This is a genomic window from Micromonospora sp. NPDC049891, assembly GCF_040660295.1.
In the GTDB taxonomy this organism is placed as follows: Bacteria; Actinomycetota; Actinomycetes; order Mycobacteriales; family Micromonosporaceae; genus Micromonospora.
The window spans coordinates 591187-608363 of sequence record NZ_JBFAML010000001.1; the positions used below are offsets into that span (position 1 = coordinate 591187).

15 protein-coding genes and 1 pseudogene are annotated in these 17177 nt (G+C 70.4%); 10 read left to right on the forward strand and 6 right to left on the reverse strand.

Annotated elements, in window-relative coordinates; translation table 11 throughout:
- Positions 1-850 precede the first annotated feature (850 nt).
- Positions 851-1312: a hypothetical protein gene (locus AB0I71_RS02850; RefSeq protein ID WP_357581516.1), complete on the reverse strand. Its 462-nt coding sequence runs from the start codon at positions 1310-1312 to the stop codon at positions 851-853.
- 124 nt (positions 1313-1436) lie between these two features.
- A complete protein-coding gene (locus tag AB0I71_RS02855; protein WP_357581517.1) occupies positions 1437-1649 on the reverse strand; it encodes an acyl-CoA carboxylase subunit epsilon in 213 nt (70 codons plus the stop codon).
- Between the two features lie 91 nt (positions 1650-1740).
- Here AB0I71_RS02855 and AB0I71_RS02860 point away from each other — a divergent pair.
- Positions 1741-3135, forward strand: a pseudogene (locus AB0I71_RS02860) (protein kinase); the annotation flags it as partial.
- A 1195-nt stretch (positions 3136-4330) separates the two neighbouring features.
- Positions 4331-4567 carry a hypothetical protein gene (locus AB0I71_RS02865; protein WP_357581518.1) on the forward strand — a complete coding sequence of 79 codons (237 nt, stop codon included), beginning with the start codon at positions 4331-4333 and terminating at the stop codon, positions 4565-4567.
- A 108-nt stretch (positions 4568-4675) separates the two neighbouring features.
- Here AB0I71_RS02865 and AB0I71_RS02870 read toward each other — a convergent pair whose 3' ends face one another.
- Entirely contained in the window at positions 4676-5428 is a 753-nt protein-coding gene (locus AB0I71_RS02870) for a GH25 family lysozyme (protein ID WP_357581519.1), read from the reverse strand.
- A 237-nt stretch (positions 5429-5665) separates the two neighbouring features.
- On the opposite strand from AB0I71_RS02870, the gene AB0I71_RS02875 reads away from it, so the two are divergent.
- From AB0I71_RS02875 to AB0I71_RS02885, 3 genes are all read left to right on the forward strand, one after another.
- Positions 5666-6406, forward strand: a complete 741-nt coding sequence (locus tag AB0I71_RS02875) for a M50 family metallopeptidase (RefSeq protein ID WP_357581520.1) — start codon at positions 5666-5668, stop codon at positions 6404-6406.
- A 70-nt stretch (positions 6407-6476) separates the two neighbouring features.
- Entirely contained in the window at positions 6477-6980 is a 504-nt protein-coding gene (locus tag AB0I71_RS02880) for a SigE family RNA polymerase sigma factor (protein ID WP_357581521.1), read from the forward strand.
- A complete protein-coding gene (locus AB0I71_RS02885; protein WP_357581522.1) occupies positions 6970-7857 on the forward strand; it encodes a hypothetical protein in 888 nt (295 codons plus the stop codon). The genes AB0I71_RS02880 and AB0I71_RS02885 overlap by 11 nt, the downstream gene beginning before the upstream one ends.
- A 49-nt stretch (positions 7858-7906) precedes the next feature.
- Here AB0I71_RS02885 and AB0I71_RS02890 read toward each other — a convergent pair whose 3' ends face one another.
- Positions 7907-9490, reverse strand: coding sequence for an acyl-CoA carboxylase subunit beta (locus AB0I71_RS02890; protein ID WP_357581523.1), 1584 nt, complete (start codon positions 9488-9490; stop codon positions 7907-7909).
- Between the two features lie 75 nt (positions 9491-9565).
- Between AB0I71_RS02890 and AB0I71_RS02895 the strand changes: the two genes are divergently transcribed.
- Together AB0I71_RS02895 and AB0I71_RS02900 are read left to right on the forward strand one after the other, a co-directional pair.
- Complete coding sequence (locus AB0I71_RS02895; protein WP_357581524.1) at positions 9566-10441, forward strand: biotin--[acetyl-CoA-carboxylase] ligase; 876 nt, start codon at positions 9566-9568, stop codon at positions 10439-10441.
- 232 nt (positions 10442-10673) lie between these two features.
- A complete protein-coding gene (locus AB0I71_RS02900) occupies positions 10674-11231 on the forward strand; it encodes a PH domain-containing protein (RefSeq protein WP_357581525.1) in 558 nt (185 codons plus the stop codon).
- Positions 11232-11267: 36 nt separating this feature from the next.
- Here AB0I71_RS02900 and AB0I71_RS02905 read toward each other — a convergent pair whose 3' ends face one another.
- On the reverse strand, positions 11268-11984 hold the full coding sequence (locus AB0I71_RS02905) for a GtrA family protein (protein WP_357581526.1): 717 nt from the start codon (positions 11982-11984) through the stop codon (positions 11268-11270).
- 63 nt (positions 11985-12047) lie between these two features.
- Positions 12048-12575 (reverse strand): GtrA family protein, encoded by a 528-nt coding sequence (locus AB0I71_RS02910; RefSeq protein ID WP_357581621.1) that lies wholly within the window; start codon positions 12573-12575, stop codon positions 12048-12050.
- A 428-nt stretch (positions 12576-13003) separates the two neighbouring features.
- Here AB0I71_RS02910 and AB0I71_RS02915 point away from each other — a divergent pair, with 428 nt between their 5' ends.
- The 3 genes from AB0I71_RS02915 (at position 13004) to AB0I71_RS02925 (ending at position 17176) form a co-directional block, all read left to right on the forward strand.
- Complete coding sequence (locus AB0I71_RS02915; RefSeq protein WP_357581527.1) at positions 13004-14854, forward strand: phosphoenolpyruvate carboxykinase (GTP); 1851 nt, start codon at positions 13004-13006, stop codon at positions 14852-14854.
- Positions 14855-14885: 31 nt separating this feature from the next.
- Entirely contained in the window at positions 14886-15740 is an 855-nt protein-coding gene (locus AB0I71_RS02920; protein WP_357581528.1) for a hypothetical protein, read from the forward strand.
- Between the two features lie 293 nt (positions 15741-16033).
- Positions 16034-17176, forward strand: a complete 1143-nt coding sequence (locus AB0I71_RS02925; protein ID WP_357581529.1) for a geranylgeranyl reductase family protein — start codon at positions 16034-16036, stop codon at positions 17174-17176.
- Position 17177: the final 1 nt, after the last annotated feature.

The window sequence follows — 17177 nt, forward strand, 5'->3', positions numbered from 1 at the left end:
GCTGGCGGGACGGACGCTAGAGGGCCGTTCCCGGGGCCTGAAGTGGGTGGCGGTGTTATCGCCTGAGGGGGCCCGGAGGGAGGGTTGGCTGCAGCAGGAACTCCACCCAGCACCGTACCGATTTTAGGTGCGCTTCGCATTCTTGCTGGCTGCGTCAGACTCGTTGCGTGTCTGGTTGCCGGCGGTGCCATCGACTGAACTGGTACCGGCACGATCGGAGGAATTGTCGGAGTAGCGACAGAGTTTTCGGCAACAGGCTGGTCACTTCCGGGCTTCACCCGAGGGGTGGGGGGTGGGTGGCGGAGTAGGGTTTGGGCTTGTTGGAGTTCGGTACTGAGGCCGTACATTATGTTGCGGGCTTGAATGTTCAGCCGTTCCAGGTCGGCGTCCGTCACCGGTGGCTGGATGGCTCGGCTGGCGGCTGCGGCTTTCGGGTCGGCGGGGCTTTGTTCCCAGGATCGTTTCTGTTGCAGTTTGCCGGCGTACTCGTCGTAGATTTTTTCTATTTCGGCGCGGCTGCTGCTCAGGGCCTGGGTCGCGGCGGACAGCGCGGTCTGGTTGGTGGCGGCGGCGTCGTGCGTACGGTGCACCTGCTCGATCAGCTCGTCAAGTTTGACGAGGTAGGCGTGGGAGGCCGCGTTCGTCTCGGGTGGCCAGGCCTGGGCGAGGCGTTCGCGGTAGCTGCGCAACCGGCCGAGGTGCTGGCCGGACAGCTCGGCGACTTTGCGCCAGCCGGCGACGTGACGCCAGTGGTTTTCGGTCCGGTGGCTCTGGAGGCAGGCCCACATGTCGGCGACGTTCATCAGGTGCCAGTCGGTCAGCCCGCCGCTGCGGCCGATGCCCGGTTCCCTCACGGCATCACCACCGGGTCGGTGCTGTCGGTGCCGGTCGGGTCGGTCAGCGATGGCGACGACACGGCCGGCGGTGGTGGCGTGCCGGGCCGTCCGAGTGCCTGGTGGACGTCGGTCACGCGGGCCGCGGCGAAGGCGTCGGTGTCGGCGTACTGCTCGGCCACGAGCTTGGCGGCCTCGGCGAGGTGGCCGGTGGTGTCACCGACGCCCCAGACCGCGTTTGTCGTCGCCTGTTGGGTCTCCCAGTGGGTACGCATGAACTGCACCAGCTCGATGAACGCGTCGGCCGGGTTGGGCACGGCGGTGAGCATGTCGTCGGCGATGTACCGCAGGTGTGGCGCGTAACTGCTCTCCACCTCGGCGCGGAGCTGCTCGGCGAAGTCTCGTAGCTGGCGGATGTCGGCCTCGACGCCCCCGGCACCGCGTAGCCAGGCTGCTTGTCGATCCTCCTCAGGGATCATCGGCCCTCCCAATCTGTCACGGGCTCGCTCCCCTGAGTGAGGTTAGACGGTCGACGCCGCCTCCGGCAGCCCCGACGGTTCGTCACTCAGGCTGCGCCGGCAGGGATGCGGCGTACCAGATTTGTCAGCGGGGGAGGCCGGAGCTGCGCCACGCGGCGACACCGGGCGTCAGCGCCGCGCCCACCGGACGGCCACTGCGCGCCCAGACCGACGCCGGTGCCGGCGTGGGCCGGACCGCCGGGCGGGATCGTACGGCGATCGCGCCCACCAACGCGGCCAGTTCCTCGACGGTCGGTACGCCGCGCACGATCCGGAACAGCGGCTCTTCGACAGACATGACCTCAGGGTACGCGCCGTGACCTTGATCTTCATCGCACAGTGGCGTGCCGGCGGTGTGACCGTCTGCGCTGCCGGGTACCGTCTCAGCGATGTCAGAAGCGTCCCCCCAACTCGTCGCCGACCGGTACCGGCTCCTCTCGCCGCTCGGTCAGGGCGGCATGGGTCGGGTCTGGAGGGCGCGCGACGAGGTGCTGCACCGCGATGTCGCGATCAAGGAGTTGGTTCCGCCGCCGGGCCTGACCAGCGACGAGCGTCGTGAGATGCGCGAGCGTTCGCTGCGTGAGGCACGCGCCATCGCCCGCCTCAACAACATAAACGTGGTACGCATCTTCGACGTGCTCCGCACCGACGGTGACCCGTGGATCGTCATGGAGTACGTGGCGTCCAGGTCGCTGCAGGACACCATCGCCGAGGACGGTCCGGTGTCACCCGCGCGAGCGGTGGAGATCGGTCTGGGCGTGCTGAACGCGCTGAAGGCCGCGCACAAGGCCGGCATCATGCACCGCGACGTCAAGCCCGGCAACGTGTTGCTCGGCACCGACGGTCGGGTCGTGCTCACCGACTTCGGGCTGGCCACGATCCCCGGTGACCCGAACGTCACCCGTACCGGCATGGTGCTCGGCTCGCCCGCGTACATCGCGCCGGAGCGCGCCCGCGACGGCACCTTCGGTCCCGAGGCCGACCTGTGGTCGCTCGGTGCCACCCTGTACGCCGCCGTGGAGGGCAAGTCCCCCTACGCGCGGCCCTCCGCGATCAGCACGCTGGCCGCGCTGGCCACCGAGCCGGTGCCGCCGGCCCGCAACGCCGGACCGCTCAAGCAGGTGCTCGCCGGGCTGCTCCGCAAGGATCCGCAGGAGCGGATCACCGCCGAGTCCGCTGAGCGCATGCTCCGCCGGGCCAGCGGCCGCCGGGCCCGGGGCATCTCACTGCTCGACGGCGTACGCCGGCCCGGGCCGAACGGACCGCGCGAGCCGCGCCCACCGTTGGTGCCGGCACCTCGCCCCTCCGGCGAGCGGCCAGCGACGCCTGTGACCCCGCCCGCGCCCCGCACGCCACCCACCTCCGGGTCACTGGCCGGCGGTGTTGCGGCAGCCGGTTCCACATCGGATCCCGCTACCGCTGCCCAGCCCGGCTCGGACGTCGACCCGACCGCGAAGGTCGCCGGTGCCGACGCCGCGCCGACGGCCAAGGTCGCCGACGCGAGCGGCAGCGCCGATGTCGACCCGACGGCGAAGGTCTCACCGCCCGACCCACCGCAGGCCGGTCGGGCGGATGACCCGGAGAGCGGACGGTCGCGGACCGACTTGCCGACGGGCGACGGGGACACCGCGCCGGCCGCCGCTGCTGGCACCGCCTCGACCGCCGCTGCGGCGGCCGCAGCGCCGGGGGACGGCACCGGTGACGGGCCGGCCACGTCCTCGAACGACAAGGCCGGCTCGGACGCCGCAGGCGACCGGACCGGCTCGGCCCCGGGTGCCGACGCGACGGAGACCGGCGCAACGGCTGGCGAGGCACCCCCTGGGGACGCCGCGCTGTCAGGCCCGGCCGCGACGAACACCGACGCCACGGAGAGCACCGCCACTGCGGACGAGGCCGCCTCCGGCACGCCGACCGCGACGGAGGCCGGCACGACCGGCGGCGGGGCCGCGACGGACCTGGCCGGATCGGGCGGCGTCGCCGATCGGGGTCTGAGCAGCGCTGCGCCCGACGCGGCGACCGGGGGCAGCGGCACGTCGGCTGCGGCGCGGGTCGACCGGCCCGCGTCGACGTCGGGTGCAGCCGAACGCGCCGGTAGCGCCGGGCGATCGACGGGCGACAGCACGCGGAGTACGCCGCAGCCGACCTCGGTCATGCCGGCGGCGCCGGTGAGCCCGGCACCGGCACGTGGCTCGGTCTTCAAGGCCGGGCAGTTCCGCTCGGAACGGACCCGACGCGCGGTGCTCGTCGGCGCGCTGGTCGCGCTGCTGCTGCTCGGCCTGGTGGTGGCGGTGCCGCTGCTCACCAGCGGCGACGAGGACGGCGGGACACCGACGGACGCGGGCCGCACCAGCAGCGCGCCGCCTTCGGCCAGTTCTGAACCGGCCGCACCGCCGCCGAGCGACCCGGCTACCAGCCCATCCGCCTCGCCCAGCCCGTCGGCCTCGCCCAGTCCCTCGGAAACGGCAGGTGGCCTGCCGGAGGGGTGGACGCTGCGTACCGACCCGGTCGGTTTCAAGGTGCCGGTACCTGACGGCTGGCGGCGTAGCGCCGGTGGCACGTGGGTGCTGTACAAGGAGCCGAACGGCGTCCGCGAGCTGCTTATCGACCGCACCGACCGGCCGCAGCGCGACGCGGCCGCCGCGTGGCGAGCCATCGAGTCCGGCCGGAAGAATGTCGTCCGCAACTACCAGTACATCAACATCTCGTCCTTCGACTGCAAGTGGCGTACCTGCGCGGACTGGGACTGGCGGGAAGATCGCGACAACACCCGCATCCGGACCCGTAACCGGGGCTTCGTCACCGCCAGCAACCGGGGCTTCGCGCTGCGCTGGGAGGTCGCGGACCGGGAGTGGGACGCGCAGCTGGAGAACTTCGAGATGATCTTCCGCGAGTTCGTGCCGGACCGTCAGGACTGATCGACAGGCATGGCCCTCCGCCGTCCGGGGTATCTGATCTCCGACGACGGAAGGGAGGCCCGAGATGGGTTACCGAGGAAGGGATGCCCGGCCCCGGCTGGCACTCTGGACGGCAGTGGTGCTGGGCAACGTCGTACTGCTTGTCGCCACCGTCGGAGTCGCGGTGCTGGCGACGATGCTGAGCCTGGTGACGCTCGCCGGTGCCGCGTTCGCCGGCTGGCACCTCACCCGCCGGGGCAGTGTGTCCCGTCGAGGTGGCATGACCGTGCCGGTCGCGATGGCCGCGCGGCGGCGGGCCTGAGATTGCCGGCGAGGCCCGGCGCGACGACGCCAGGGGTCGTGAACGGCGCGGCGGCAGGCTGACGTCCGTCTCCGAGTGAAGGACGCCGGCCCGCCGTCGCGGCGTACGTCAGGTGTTGTTGGCCAGCGCGATCAGCCGGCTGCGGTCACCGTTCCAGTAGTTGCGGTCGACGCCGCCGCTGATGCCGGAGACGCTGCCCGAGTCGGTGTACTGCCAGAAGCTCCAGAACGGTGCGCCGGCCGGCAGGGCGCCGACGGAGGACGACCAGCGGGCCACCCACAGCGGGTGGTTGTTCCACGGCCCGCTCCAGGAACCGGTGCACTGGTTCCAGAAGCTGGTGGTGGTGTAGATGACCGCGTAGCGGCCGGTGCGGGACCGGTAGGTGTTGAGGAAGTCCTGCACCCAGTTGCGCATGCCGGTGGTGCTCAGGCCGTAGCAGTATCCGCCGCTGTACGGGTTCGCCTCCAGGTCCAGCGCCGCCGGCAGGGTGCGGCTGTCCGCCGACCAGGCGCCGCCGTTGGAGGCCAGGAAGTTCGCCTGGACCGCGCCGGAGGAGATGTTGGGCCGGGCGAAGTGGTACGCGCCGCGGATCACACCCGCGTTGTACGCGTTCACGTAGTTGGCGTTGAAGTTCGGGTCCTTGTAGCTCGTACCCTCGGTGGCCTTGATGAAGGCGAACTGGATGCCTGAGTTGCGGACGCTCGTCCAGTTGATGGTGCCCTGGTAGCGCGAGACGTCGATGCCCGGCACGGTGGCGGCGGCAGCCGGGGTCGCGGTGGCGACGAGACCGGCGGCAGCGGTGGCGAGTACGGTGAGTGCGGCGGCGGTCAGCCGACGCAACGATGATCTGGTCCGACCCATGGCGTCCTCCTGAGACGACTGTCGATAGACAGACATCTTTGAAGGCAACTGTCCGCCAGGGCAAGAGGGATTAAGAAAACTTTCAATGTCCCGGTTGTGGCGGCGGCCCACCTGGTGATCAACGCAGCGTGGCCACCTGGTCACTCTCCCTCGATACGACCGGTTGACCCGGGACCGACGCTGGAACGGCCGCCCGACCCTAGGTGCATGTCGGGCGGGGCGGTAGGCTCGCGCGCCATGGTGTCGATCGAGGGCATGACCGAGTTCTGGAACCGCCTGCTCGGCGCGCAGCCCGACCCGCCCCCGCTGCTTGTGGTGCTCACCGGCCTGGTCGCGCTGCTGGTCGTGGTCACCCGGCTGCCCTGGCGGATCGCCCGCAACGCGATCACCATCGCCCACGAGGGCGGTCACGCGCTTGTCGCCGTGCTGACCGGACGCAAGCTGCACGGCATCCGGCTGCACTCGGACACCTCCGGACTGACCCTGTCCGCCGGCCGCCCCACCGGCCCGGGCATGGTGCTCACCCTGCTCGCCGGATACCTGGCCCCGCCCCTGGTGGGCCTGGGTGGGGCGTGGCTGCTCGCCGGCAACCGGATCACCCTGCTGCTGTGGATCGCGGTGATCCTGCTGCTCGCCATGCTGGTCATGATCCGCAACCTCTACGGTGCGTTGACGTTGGTGATCACCGGCGGTGCGGTGCTCGCCGTCTCCTGGTACGCCAGCCCGCAGGTCCAGGCCGCCTTCGCCTGGACCGGAGTGTGGTTCCTGCTGCTCGGCGGCGTACGCCCGGTGGTGGAGTTGCAGCGACTGCGCGCGCGGCGCGGGATGCCGGCCTCCGACGCCGACCAGTTGGCCGGGATCACCCCGCTGCCGGCGTTCTTCTGGGTGGTCCTCTTCGGCCTGGTCAACCTCGTCGTGCTGGTGGCCGGCGGCCTGATGCTGGCCGGACCGCTACTGGCCGAGGCCGGCCTCACCTGATTCCGTCGCCCGTTCGGCAACCTGCCCCACCCCCCGGTGCGTGTGCTCTGTCAGGTACGGGGAGGTGCAGGTGGCCGACGTCGAGGGGTTCGACGAGTTCTACCGGGGCAGCCGGCAACGGCTGCTCGGTTACGTCTACGTGCTGACCGGTGACCTCACCGAGGCTCAGGACGCGGTGCAGGAGGCGTTCATCCGGGCCTGGCAGCGCTGGTCCACCGTGGGCGGCTACGACGACCCGGAGGCGTGGGTACGCGTGGTGGCGGCCCGGATCGCGGTGAGCCGCTGGCGCAGCCTGCGCAGCCGGGCCCGGGCCTACCTGCGGCACGGCGCGGTCGACAACGTGCCGGAGCCCACCACCGACACCGTCGAAGTGGTTGCCGCCCTGCGCCGGCTTCCCGAGGAACAACGGGTTGCGATCGCGCTGTACTACCTGGTGGGTATGCCCGTCGCCGATGTAGCCCGGGAGACCGGCGCGCCGGTCGGCACCGTCAAGGCCCGACTCGCCCGGGGACGCGCCGCGTTGGCCGGACTACTGGCCGTGTCTGATCTGGAGGAGGTTACCGGTGCGGCCTGACGACGACATCAGCCTGGTGGAACGGGTGCAACAGGAGTTGCGGGCCGCCCGCTGGCTCGACACCGCCGAGGTGCGTGCGGTGGCGCGGCGACGCAGCCGGCTCCGGGCGGCGGCCGTCGCCGTCGGCGTTGCCGTGCTGTCCATCCCGCTGATGGCAGTCGTCGCACTGCCGTCTCGGCAGGCGACGACGCCGGCGGAGGGCGGTGCGATCACGCGGGCGGAGATTCCGTTCGAGGCGCTGTTACAGCCCGAGGATCTGCCGATGGAGGTCGACGCCCCGACCGTCAACGCGGGCCTGGCCGAGCCGATCGTGATCAATCCCGAGTTGGCGAGGTGCCTAGAGGCGAAGGGAATGTCCCCCGACTGGGATACGTCCCGTTACTCCCGCTCCCAGTTCATGACGCGTCCGGACGAGGTGCGGGGCGAGGACGGGATGGCCCTGAAAGACGACCTGTCGATCGTGCTCATACAGGACGTCTATCGCATCACGCCTGAGATGGAGCGGACCCTCTTCGCCGGCATCGATCGGCGGGTCGAACATTGTCTGGCCTGGGAGAGCATCGAGATCGGCTCGATCAACGACGACATGACGGAGTGGGCCGACTTCCACGCGATGCAGAGCTGGGCGGTGGTCGACAGGCAGTTCGCCGGAGACGAGTCGGTACTGATCCGCCACACGGTCGGTGAGACGCGTCGAGGCGACGCCAACGGTGAGGTGCTCGCCGCGCCGATGCCGCCGAACGTCATCGCCGTGGTGCGGGTCGGTGACCTGGTCACGGTCGTCGGGGTCGAGTCCGGCACGAGCGAGTCGGAGCTGAGACGGCTGGCGACCATCGCCGCCGGGCGACTGTGTGTGGCGGCCAATCCAGCCTGCTGACCGGCCCCTCCCGACGCCCCTGGGTGCGGGAGGGGCCCGTTCATGGCGACTACAGCGGGATGTTGCCGTGCTTCTTGGGCGGGAGGGTCTCCCGCTTGGTACGCAGCACCCGCAGCGCCCGGACGATCTGGGTACGGGTCTCGCGTGGCGGGATCACCGCGTCGACGTACCCGCGCTCGGCGGCCACGTACGGGTTGGCGAGGGTGTCCTCGTACTCGGCGATCCGCTCGGCACGGACGGCGGCCGGATCCTCGGCGGTGGCCAGTTCCTGTCGGTAGAGGATGTTCACCGCGCCCTGCGCGCCCATCACCGCGATCTGGGCGGTCGGCCAGGCGAAGTTGAGGTCGGCCCCCAGGTGCTTGGAGCCCATCACGTCGTACGCCCCGCCGTAGGCCTTTCGGGTGATGACGGTGACCTTCGGGACGGTGGCCTCGGCGTACGCGTAGATGAGCTTGGCGCCGCGGCGGATGATGCCGTCCCACTCCTGGCCGGTGCCGGGCAGGAAGCCGGGCACGTCCACGAAGGTCAGTACCGGGATGTTGAAGGCGTCGCAGGTGCGTACGAAGCGGGCCGCCTTCTCGCTCGCCGCGATGTCCAGGGTGCCGGCGAAGTGCATCGGCTGGTTGGCCACCACGCCGACCGGGCGGCCCTCGACCCGACCGAAGCCGACCACCATGTTCTGCGCGTAGAGCGGCTGGACCTCCAGGAACTCCCCGTCGTCGAGCACGTGCTCGATCACCCGGTGCATGTCGTACGGCTGGTTGGCCGAGTCGGGGATCAGCGTGTCCAGTTCCCGGTCCTCGTCGCTGATCTCCAGGTCGGCCGGCGCGTCGAAGACCGGCGGCTCGTCCAGGTTGTTCGAGGGCAGGTGGGAGAGGAGCGCCTTGACGTAGTCGATCGCGTCGTCCTCGTCGGTGGCCAGGTAGTGCGCGTTGCCGCTGCGGCTGTTGTGGGTGCGGGCGCCGCCCAGCTCCTCCATGCCGACGTCCTCGCCGGTGACGGTCTTGATGACGTCCGGTCCGGTGATGAACATGTGCGAGGTCTGGTCGACCATCACGGTGAAGTCGGTGACCGCGGGGGAGTAGACCGCGCCACCGGCGCACGGGCCCATGATGAGCGAGATCTGCGGGATGACGCCGCTGGCGCGGACGTTGCGGAAGAAGATCTCGCCGTACAGACCGAGTGACGCCACGCCCTCCTGGATCCGGGCACCACCGGAGTCGTTGATGCCGATGACCGGACAGCCGATCTTCATGGCCAGGTCCATCACCTTGACCATCTTCTCGCCGAAGACCTCGCCGAGGGAGCCGCCGAAGACCGTGAAGTCCTGGGCGAACACGCAGACCTGGCGGCCGTCGATGGTGCCGTAGCCGGTGATCACACCGTCGCCGTAGGGGCGGGTCCGGTCCAGCCCGAAGTTTGTGGACCGGTGCCGGGCGAACTCGTCCAGTTCGACGAACGACCCCTCGTCGAGCAGCATCTCGATGCGCTCCCGGGCGGTCTTCTTGCCGCGTGCGTGCTGCTTCTCCACGGCGCGGGCCGACCCGGCGTGCACCGCCTCGTCGACCCGTCGTGCCAGGTCCGCCAGCTTGCCCGCGGTGCTGTGGATGTTGGTCCCGGTCTCGGTAGTCACCCTGGGAATATAACGATGGTTCAGGTCGGTGCCGCTGTGCACTTCGCCTCACCGGCCTACCCGTAGGCTGGTGACGTGCCGGGTTCTCCGTACACCGATCTGGATCGTCCGCCGCTGTCGGCGGCCCGGCTGCGTCGGGCGCTGGTCGAGCCGTACGGTCCATGGGCCCGGCTGGAGCTGCGGACGGAGACCGGGTCCACGAACGCAGACGTCGCCGAGGCGGCCCGGTCCGGGGAACCGGAGGGCCTGGTGGTGGTGGCCGAACGGCAGACCGCCGGCCGGGGACGGCGTGGGCGGGTCTGGCAGTCGCCGCCGCGCGCCGGCATCGCCACAAGCGTGCTGCTGCGGCCGGGCGAGACCGCGCCGACCCGCGGCTGGCCGCCGGCACCACCGGCGGGGTACGGCTGGCTGCCGTTGCTGGCCGGTGTGGCGCTGGTCGAGGCGGTGACGCTGCTGGCCGAGCTGGACGCCACCCTGAAGTGGCCGAACGACCTGCTCATCGGGGGTGCCAAGTGTGCCGGGATTCTCGCCGAGGGGGTGCCCGGGCCCGGGCTGAGTGATCCACCGGCGGTCGTTCTCGGTATCGGGCTGAACGTGACGCTGCGCGCCGACGAGCTACCGGAGCATCCGACCGGCCTGCCGGCCACCTCGCTGCAACTGGCCGGCGCGACGGCCACCGACCGGGATCCGCTGTTGCGGGCTTTGCTCCGCTCGGTTGCCGACTGGTACGCCCGGTGGCGTGACGCCGGTGGGGACGCGACGGCAAGCGGTCTGCGCGAGGCGTACCTGGCGGCGTGCGGCACCATCGGCCGTGAGGTCAGCGCCCTGCTCCCCGACGGCACCACCCTCACCGGCACCGCCACCGGCATCGACCCCGACGGCCGCCTCCTCCTCACCACCCCCACCGCCGAGCACAGCCTCGCCGCCGCCGACATCCGCCACCTCCGCTGACTCTCCCTCCCCCCACCCCACTCTCGCCCCGCCCACTCGCGCCCCGCGATCTTGCACTTTTGTTCGGGTCAAATAGGTGTATGAGGGGCACTGCGGCGACCGTAAGTGCAAGATCGCGGGGGCTGGGGCGGGCGCCGGCGCTGGGGCCGGGGTGGACGAGCCGCGTGGCGGATGTGGGGCGGTGGCGGTGGGGGGTTACGGTCTGCGCGTCCGTTCCTGCGAGGAGGTTTCCGTGGCGTTCCCCGAAGACGTGCTCACCGAGGATGAGCACGTCGTGTTGCACCTGCACCCGCACTGGAAGGCGTTGATCCGGCCGGTGGCGGTGCTGGTGCTCGCCATCGCCGCGGTGGTGGCCGGCGTGTTGTTCCTGCCCTCGGGCGGGACCGGTTCCGTGACGCTGGCGGTGATCGGCGGGCTGGCCCTGCTGGCCGTGATGATCCTCGCCGTCTGGCCGTACGTCTCCTGGCGCACCACGCACTACCTCTTCACGAACGAGCGGGTCCTGCTCCAGCACGGCGTGTTCGCCCGGGAGCGCCGGGACATCCCGTTGAGCCGGGTCAACGACCACTCGATGAGCCAGCAGTTCGTCGGGCGCGTGCTCGGCTACGGGACTCTCACCATCGAGTCGGCCGGCGAGCGTGGGCAGTCCGTCCTGCACGACGTGCCCAAGGTCGACCGGGTCCAGACGAAGCTCTACGAACTCGTGGAGGCGTTCCACGACCGGCACTCGCTCGGTGACGGTGAACTACGCGAGATCCTCAGCGAGCGCGACAAGAGCGCCGGGGCGTAGCCGCCGGGGCCGCTCCGGCACCGCTGGGGCGACAGGTCAGCGGCGGCGGAGGCGGCGGGGGGCCGGGGCAGGCTGCAACTGGGCCTCCAACTCGGCCTCCAGCTCGGCGTCCAACGCCGCCGTCAGCTCGGCTTCGTCGGACAACGACGCGGACCTCGGCTGGAGCGGCCGGGGAGTCACGCCGGGTCGGGCGGCTGGTGGTTGCTCCTCTTCCAGCTCCGTCACGGATTCGGCCAGCTCGGCCACCGGGTCCATCCCGGCCATCGTGTCCCACTCGTCGCGGGGCAGGCCGTGCCAACGCTGCGTGGCCTCGGCGGGCGCGGCGGGCTGGAAGACGAAGGTCCGGTACGACCAGAAGCGGAACAGGGTCGCCAGCACCACGCCACCGGTCTTCGCGACGTTCAACGCCAGCAGGCCGGTCACGCCCAGCCCGTACTTGGCGGCGGCGAGCACGCCGAGTTCAATGAGCAGCCCAGCCCCGTTGAAAAGGAAAAACAGGGCGTATTCCCGCTGCATCGCAGATTTTGGACGATCACGGTACGTCCAGTGCCGATTCATCAGATACGACGTGATCGTGGCGACGATGGTGGCGACGACTGTCGCCTTCAACTGGCCGTCGACGAAAACCGTGAGTGCGAGCGCGTTGAACACGGCGTAATTGATGACCGTGTTGATGCCACCGACCAGGCCGAATTTGAGTGCCTCGTGGATGAACTTCTGCCAGCGCTCAGGCAGCAGACGGACGAGAGGCATGCGCAACACCTTAGGGCAGTGGGTCGGGGGCGGCTGGCTCCGACCGAACGAGTGGGCGGCAGGTCACGCCCGGCGGTCCTGGTTCGCTTCCGCGACGGGTGGCGTTCCCGCTTCGACGAAGACGAACCGTCGGTACGACCAGAATCGGAACAGCGTGCCGAACCCGGTGCCCACGATGAAGCTGGCGACGTTGTCGGCCAGCCGGGTCTGGAAGACGGCCGGCCAGATGCTGCCGAGGCCGTAGTGGCTGATGGCGAGGCAGGCCACCGCGATGCCCAGGCCCACGGCGTTGAAGAAGAAGAACAGCGCGTACTCACGCGCCGGGTGGGAGCGCTTGCGGTGGCGCCAGGTCCAGAACCGGTTGCCCAGGAAGGCGAAGGTCGCGGCGATGACCGTGGCGATCGTCTTGGCCGTGATCTGCTCGACGCCCTGCGGGCCGATCAGGTAGTTGAACAGGACGAAGTCGATGAGGAAGGCGACCCCGCCGACGGTCGCGAACTTGCTCATTTCCCGGACGAGGTGACCGAAGCGGTCGATCAGGGAGTGAACCAGACCCGGGCGGGTCTGCCGGGAGCCTGGCTCCCCGGTCATTGTGGCGGCCACCGTGCGAGCGTACCGGTTGACGGCCCCGGGAGCGGGTAGCAACGGGCACCGGGGTGCACCGGTGCGGTGGCACGGACGGGCACGAACGGAGCGTAACCGGATCCGTGCGATCGGGTGTTGTTTTCCGCTTCGGTGCTCCGGGTCGAAAAACGCCGTCGCCGACTCGGGGCGGGTGTCGCCAGCAGGAGGTCCGCCGAAGGATTTGCGTGAAACTGCGCGTGAAAGCGGGTAAAGGCTCGTGATGCCGCAGCGTGACCGCACCTTGTGCAGTTCTTCACAACCAGTCCCACTGACTGGAGAGGTCCCTCGGTTTACGCTGAGGCCAATCCCAGGTTTCCACGAAGGCGACGCGCATCGCGGCGCCAAGACTCGTGCACTCCATAGACCGGTCAGCGTCGACCACAAGGAGATGTGTCATGGTTGCTCCGGCCACCGTTCGGGGTATCGATCAGGCCCCTACGTCCCACCCGAAACTCCTCGCCTGGGTCCGTGAGGTCGCTGAACTGACCACCCCTGAGCAGGTCGTCTGGGTGGACGGGTCCGACCAGGAATGGCGTCGCCTCACCGACGAGCTGGTCGAAGCCGGGACGCTCGTCCGGCTGAACCCCGAGAAGAAGCCCAACTCCTTCTACGCGCGCACCGACCCGACGGACGTCGCCCGGGTCGAGGAACGCACCTTCATCTGTTCCGTGGACGAAGCGGACGCCGGGCCCACCAACAACTGGATGGCGCCGGCCGAGATGAAGCGGACCATGACGGATCTCTACCGCGGCTCGATGCGCGGGCGGACGATGTACGTCATCCCGTTCTGCATGGGCCCGGTCGAGGCCGAGAGCCCGATGTTCGGCGTCGAGATCACCGACAGCCCGTACGTGGTCGCCTCGATGCGGATCATGACCCGGATGGGTGCCTCGGTCCTGCAGGCCATGGGCGACGACGCCGACTTCGTGCACGCCCTGCACTCGATCGGCGCGCCGCTGGCCCCCGGTCAGCAGGACGTGGCCTGGCCGTGCAACGAAACCAAGTACATCTCCCACTTCCCGGAGACCCGGGAGATCTGGTCCTTCGGCTCCGGGTACGGCGGCAACTCGCTGCTCGGCAAGAAGTGCTACTCCCTGCGTATCGCCAGCGTGATGGGGCGCGACGAGGGCTGGCTCGCCGAACACATGCTGATCCTGAAGATCACCTCGCCGGAGGGGCAGGTCTACCACATCGCCGGCGCCTTCCCGTCGGCCTGCGGCAAGACCAACCTGGCCATGCTGGAGCCGACCATCCCGGGTTGGAAGGTCGAGACGATCGGTGACGACATCGCCTGGATGCGGTTCGGCCCGGACGGACGGCTCTACGCGATCAACCCGGAGTACGGCCTGTTCGGCGTCGCCCCGGGCACCGACTGGAAAACCAACGCCAATGCCATGCGGACGCTGGAGCGGGGCAACTCCATCTTCACGAACGTCGCCCTCACCGACGACGGTGACATCTGGTGGGAGGGCATGGGTGAACCGCCGGCCCACCTGATCGACTGGAAGGGCAACGACTGGACGCCGGAGAGCGAGAGCCTCTCCTCGCACGCCAACAGCCGGTTCTGCACCCCGATCACCCAGTGCCCGATCCTGGCGGAGGACTACTACAACCCGAACGGCGTACCGATCGACGCGATCCTGTTCGGTGGCCGGCGTCGCGACACCGTGCCGCTTGTCACCGAGGCCCGGGACTGGGTGCACGGCGTCTACATGGGTGCCACGCTCTCCTCGGAGACCACGGCCGCCGCCTCCGGTGCGGTAGGCGTGGTCCGCCGCGACCCGATGGCGATGCTGCCGTTCATCGGTTACCACGGTGGCGACTACTTCCGGCACTGGATCGAGATGGGCAAGGGTGCCGACGGCGACGAGTCGAAGCTGCCCAAGGTCTACTACGTCAACTGGTTCCGTAAGGACCCGGAGGGCGGGTTCCTCTGGCCGGGCTTCGGCGAGAACTCGCGGGTGCTCAAGTGGATCATCGAGCGGATCGAGGGCCGGGCGGATGCCGTCGAGACCCCGATCGGCATGGTCCCGACCCTGGACTCTCTGGACGTCGAGGGTCTGGACATGACGCCGGAGGACGTCCGCATCGCGCTCAAGGTGGACCCGGACGAGTGGCGCGACGAGCTGCCGCTGGTCACCGAGTGGTTCGAGAAGTTCGGCGACAAGCTGCCCGGTGTCCTCTGGGCCGAGCTGGACGCCCTGCGGGCCCGACTCGACGCGGAGCAGCCTCGGCAGGGGGTGTGATCGACGACAGATCCGGGCATCATCGGATTTCATGAGGACGGCCGCCGAGACCGAGGTCCGGCGGCCGTCCGCCGTCCGGGTGCTCACCGCACTGTTGGCCGTGACGGCGGCAGCCACCGTCGTGGTCGAGGTGCTCAACTGGTGGTACGCGCCGGAGCAGGGCTTCGGGCTCGCCGTGCGCACCGGCTGGGCGATGCTGCGCTCGTTCGGTTTCCTGCTGCTCATCGGTCATGTGCGTCGCGGCCGGACGGTGTCCCGCCCGTTCGGCCTGATCCTCGCCGTCACCACGGTCTTCGCGGTCGGTCGGCTGATCGTGCCCCGCCAGGGCGTGCCGCCACTGCCCGGCCTGCTCGGCTTCGCCCTGCTCACCGCGCTCTGCGCGGCAGTGGTCTGGCTGTTGTACCGGTCGTCGGCGCTGGCCGGGCACCTGGTGCGGCACCGATCCCGGCTGGTGATCGACCGCTCCGGCATCTCCTGGCGGGAAACGCCGCCGAGCCGGCCGGAGGCGAGCGCCTGGCTGTTGACCAGCCGGGTCGCGGCGTTCACGTACAGCCCGCTGATGCTGGTGCCGGCGCTTGTCGCCACCGCCGCGATCCTGGACGGACAGTTGCTCGCCGTGCCTGCCGTGCTGCTCTGGCTGGGTGCCGGTATCGCGACCAGCTACCTGGTGCTGTTCTGCACGGCGTTCCTCATGCGTGGTCGAGGCTGGGCGGGCACACTGCTGATCGTGGTGACGGTCGCCGTGCTCGCCGTCGACCTGCCGTTGTGCTGGTGGCTGCTCGGCGTCGACGGCCTGGTACGCGACGGCGCGCCGCTTGTCGTCGCCGCCGTACTCACCGTCTACGGCATCCGCCGCGCCGCCCGGACCACCCCCACCCCACCCTGACCCCCATCCCCGCCCCACCCCAAGATCCGGACAACTTCAGGGATGTTGCTGCCTCAGCCGAGCTGGAGACAGCAACATCAGGGAAGTTGTCTGGATCTTGGGGGCCGGGAGCGGGTTGACGTTTCGGGGCCGGTCCCTTTGCTCTGCTTCAACGGGCGCGCTGGATCCGGGACGATCGCAGTGCGTGGGGTGAAGCAGAGCAAAGGCGGCAGAGCAGAGAGAGTGCCGGGCAGCCGAGGCGGAGCAGTCGAGCGGTGGAGCAGCGGGCGGACGGCGGAGCGGGAGGAGGGGCGGTGCGCGACGAGTTCGACGTGGTGGTGGTCGGGGCCGGGCCGGCGGGGGTGGCTGCCGCCCTGGCGGCCCGCCGCGCGGGTGCCGAGGTGTTGCTGTTGGACCGGGCCGAGTTTCCCCGGGACAAGGCCTGCGGTGACGGTATCGCCGCGCACGCGTTGGACGTGCTCGCCGAACTGGGTGTGCGCGACGCGGTGGCCGGATTCGCCCCGGTGCCGGCGCTGCGGCTGGTGGCGCCGGACGGTGGTGCCGTGGCGCGGGAGTTGCCGCGGCCCGCGTACACCGTGCCGCGGCAGGTGTTCGACGCACGGCTGGTGGCGGCGGCGGTGCGGGACGGCGTGCCGTTGGGCCGGCGGGCGGTGCGCCGGGTCGAGGTGCGCGCCGACCGGGTCGTGCTGGACGGGGAGATCTCCGCCGGGGTGGTGGTGGGTGCCGACGGCGCCGGATCCGTCGTGCGTCGGGCGCTGGGCGAGCCGAACAATCCCGACCGTCACCTGGCCCTGGCCATCCGGGGGTACGCGCCTGCGCCGCCCGGACCGCCCGCCCAGCTCATCGTCACCTCGGCCGCCCGCTGGCCGGCGTACGCCTGGTCGTTCCCGATCGGTGACGGCCGCGCGAACGTCGGGTACGGGGAGGTGCTGCGGGGCGAGTCGCTGAGCCGCGCGCACCTGCTCGACCGGTTGGCCGCGCTGCTGCCGGGCACGGATCCGGCGGCGGTCAGCTCGCTGCGCGCCCATCACCTGCCGCTGTCCACCTTCCGGCCGGCGGCGGGGCGGGGTCGGGTGGTGCTCGCCGGTGACGCACTCTCGCTGATAAATCCGCTGACCGGCGAGGGAATCTTCTACGCGTTGCGGTCCGGGGCGCTGGCCGGGCACGCCGCGATCGGTGCCCCCGAGCACGCCGCGCGGCGGTACGCGGACGAGTTGCGCCGCCGGCTCGGCACCCACCTGCGGCACAGCTCAGCGGCGGCCTGGCTGGCCCGGCGTCGCCTGGTGGTGGACGCGGCGGTGCGGGCGGCCGGCCGGGACGGACGGGTCTTCGGCAGGGTGGTCGAGCTGGGACTGGGCGATGGTCTGCTGGACGGACGGACGCTCGGCCTGATCGCCCTCGGCCTGTCGGTGCGGCATCGGCCACCGGCACACTGAT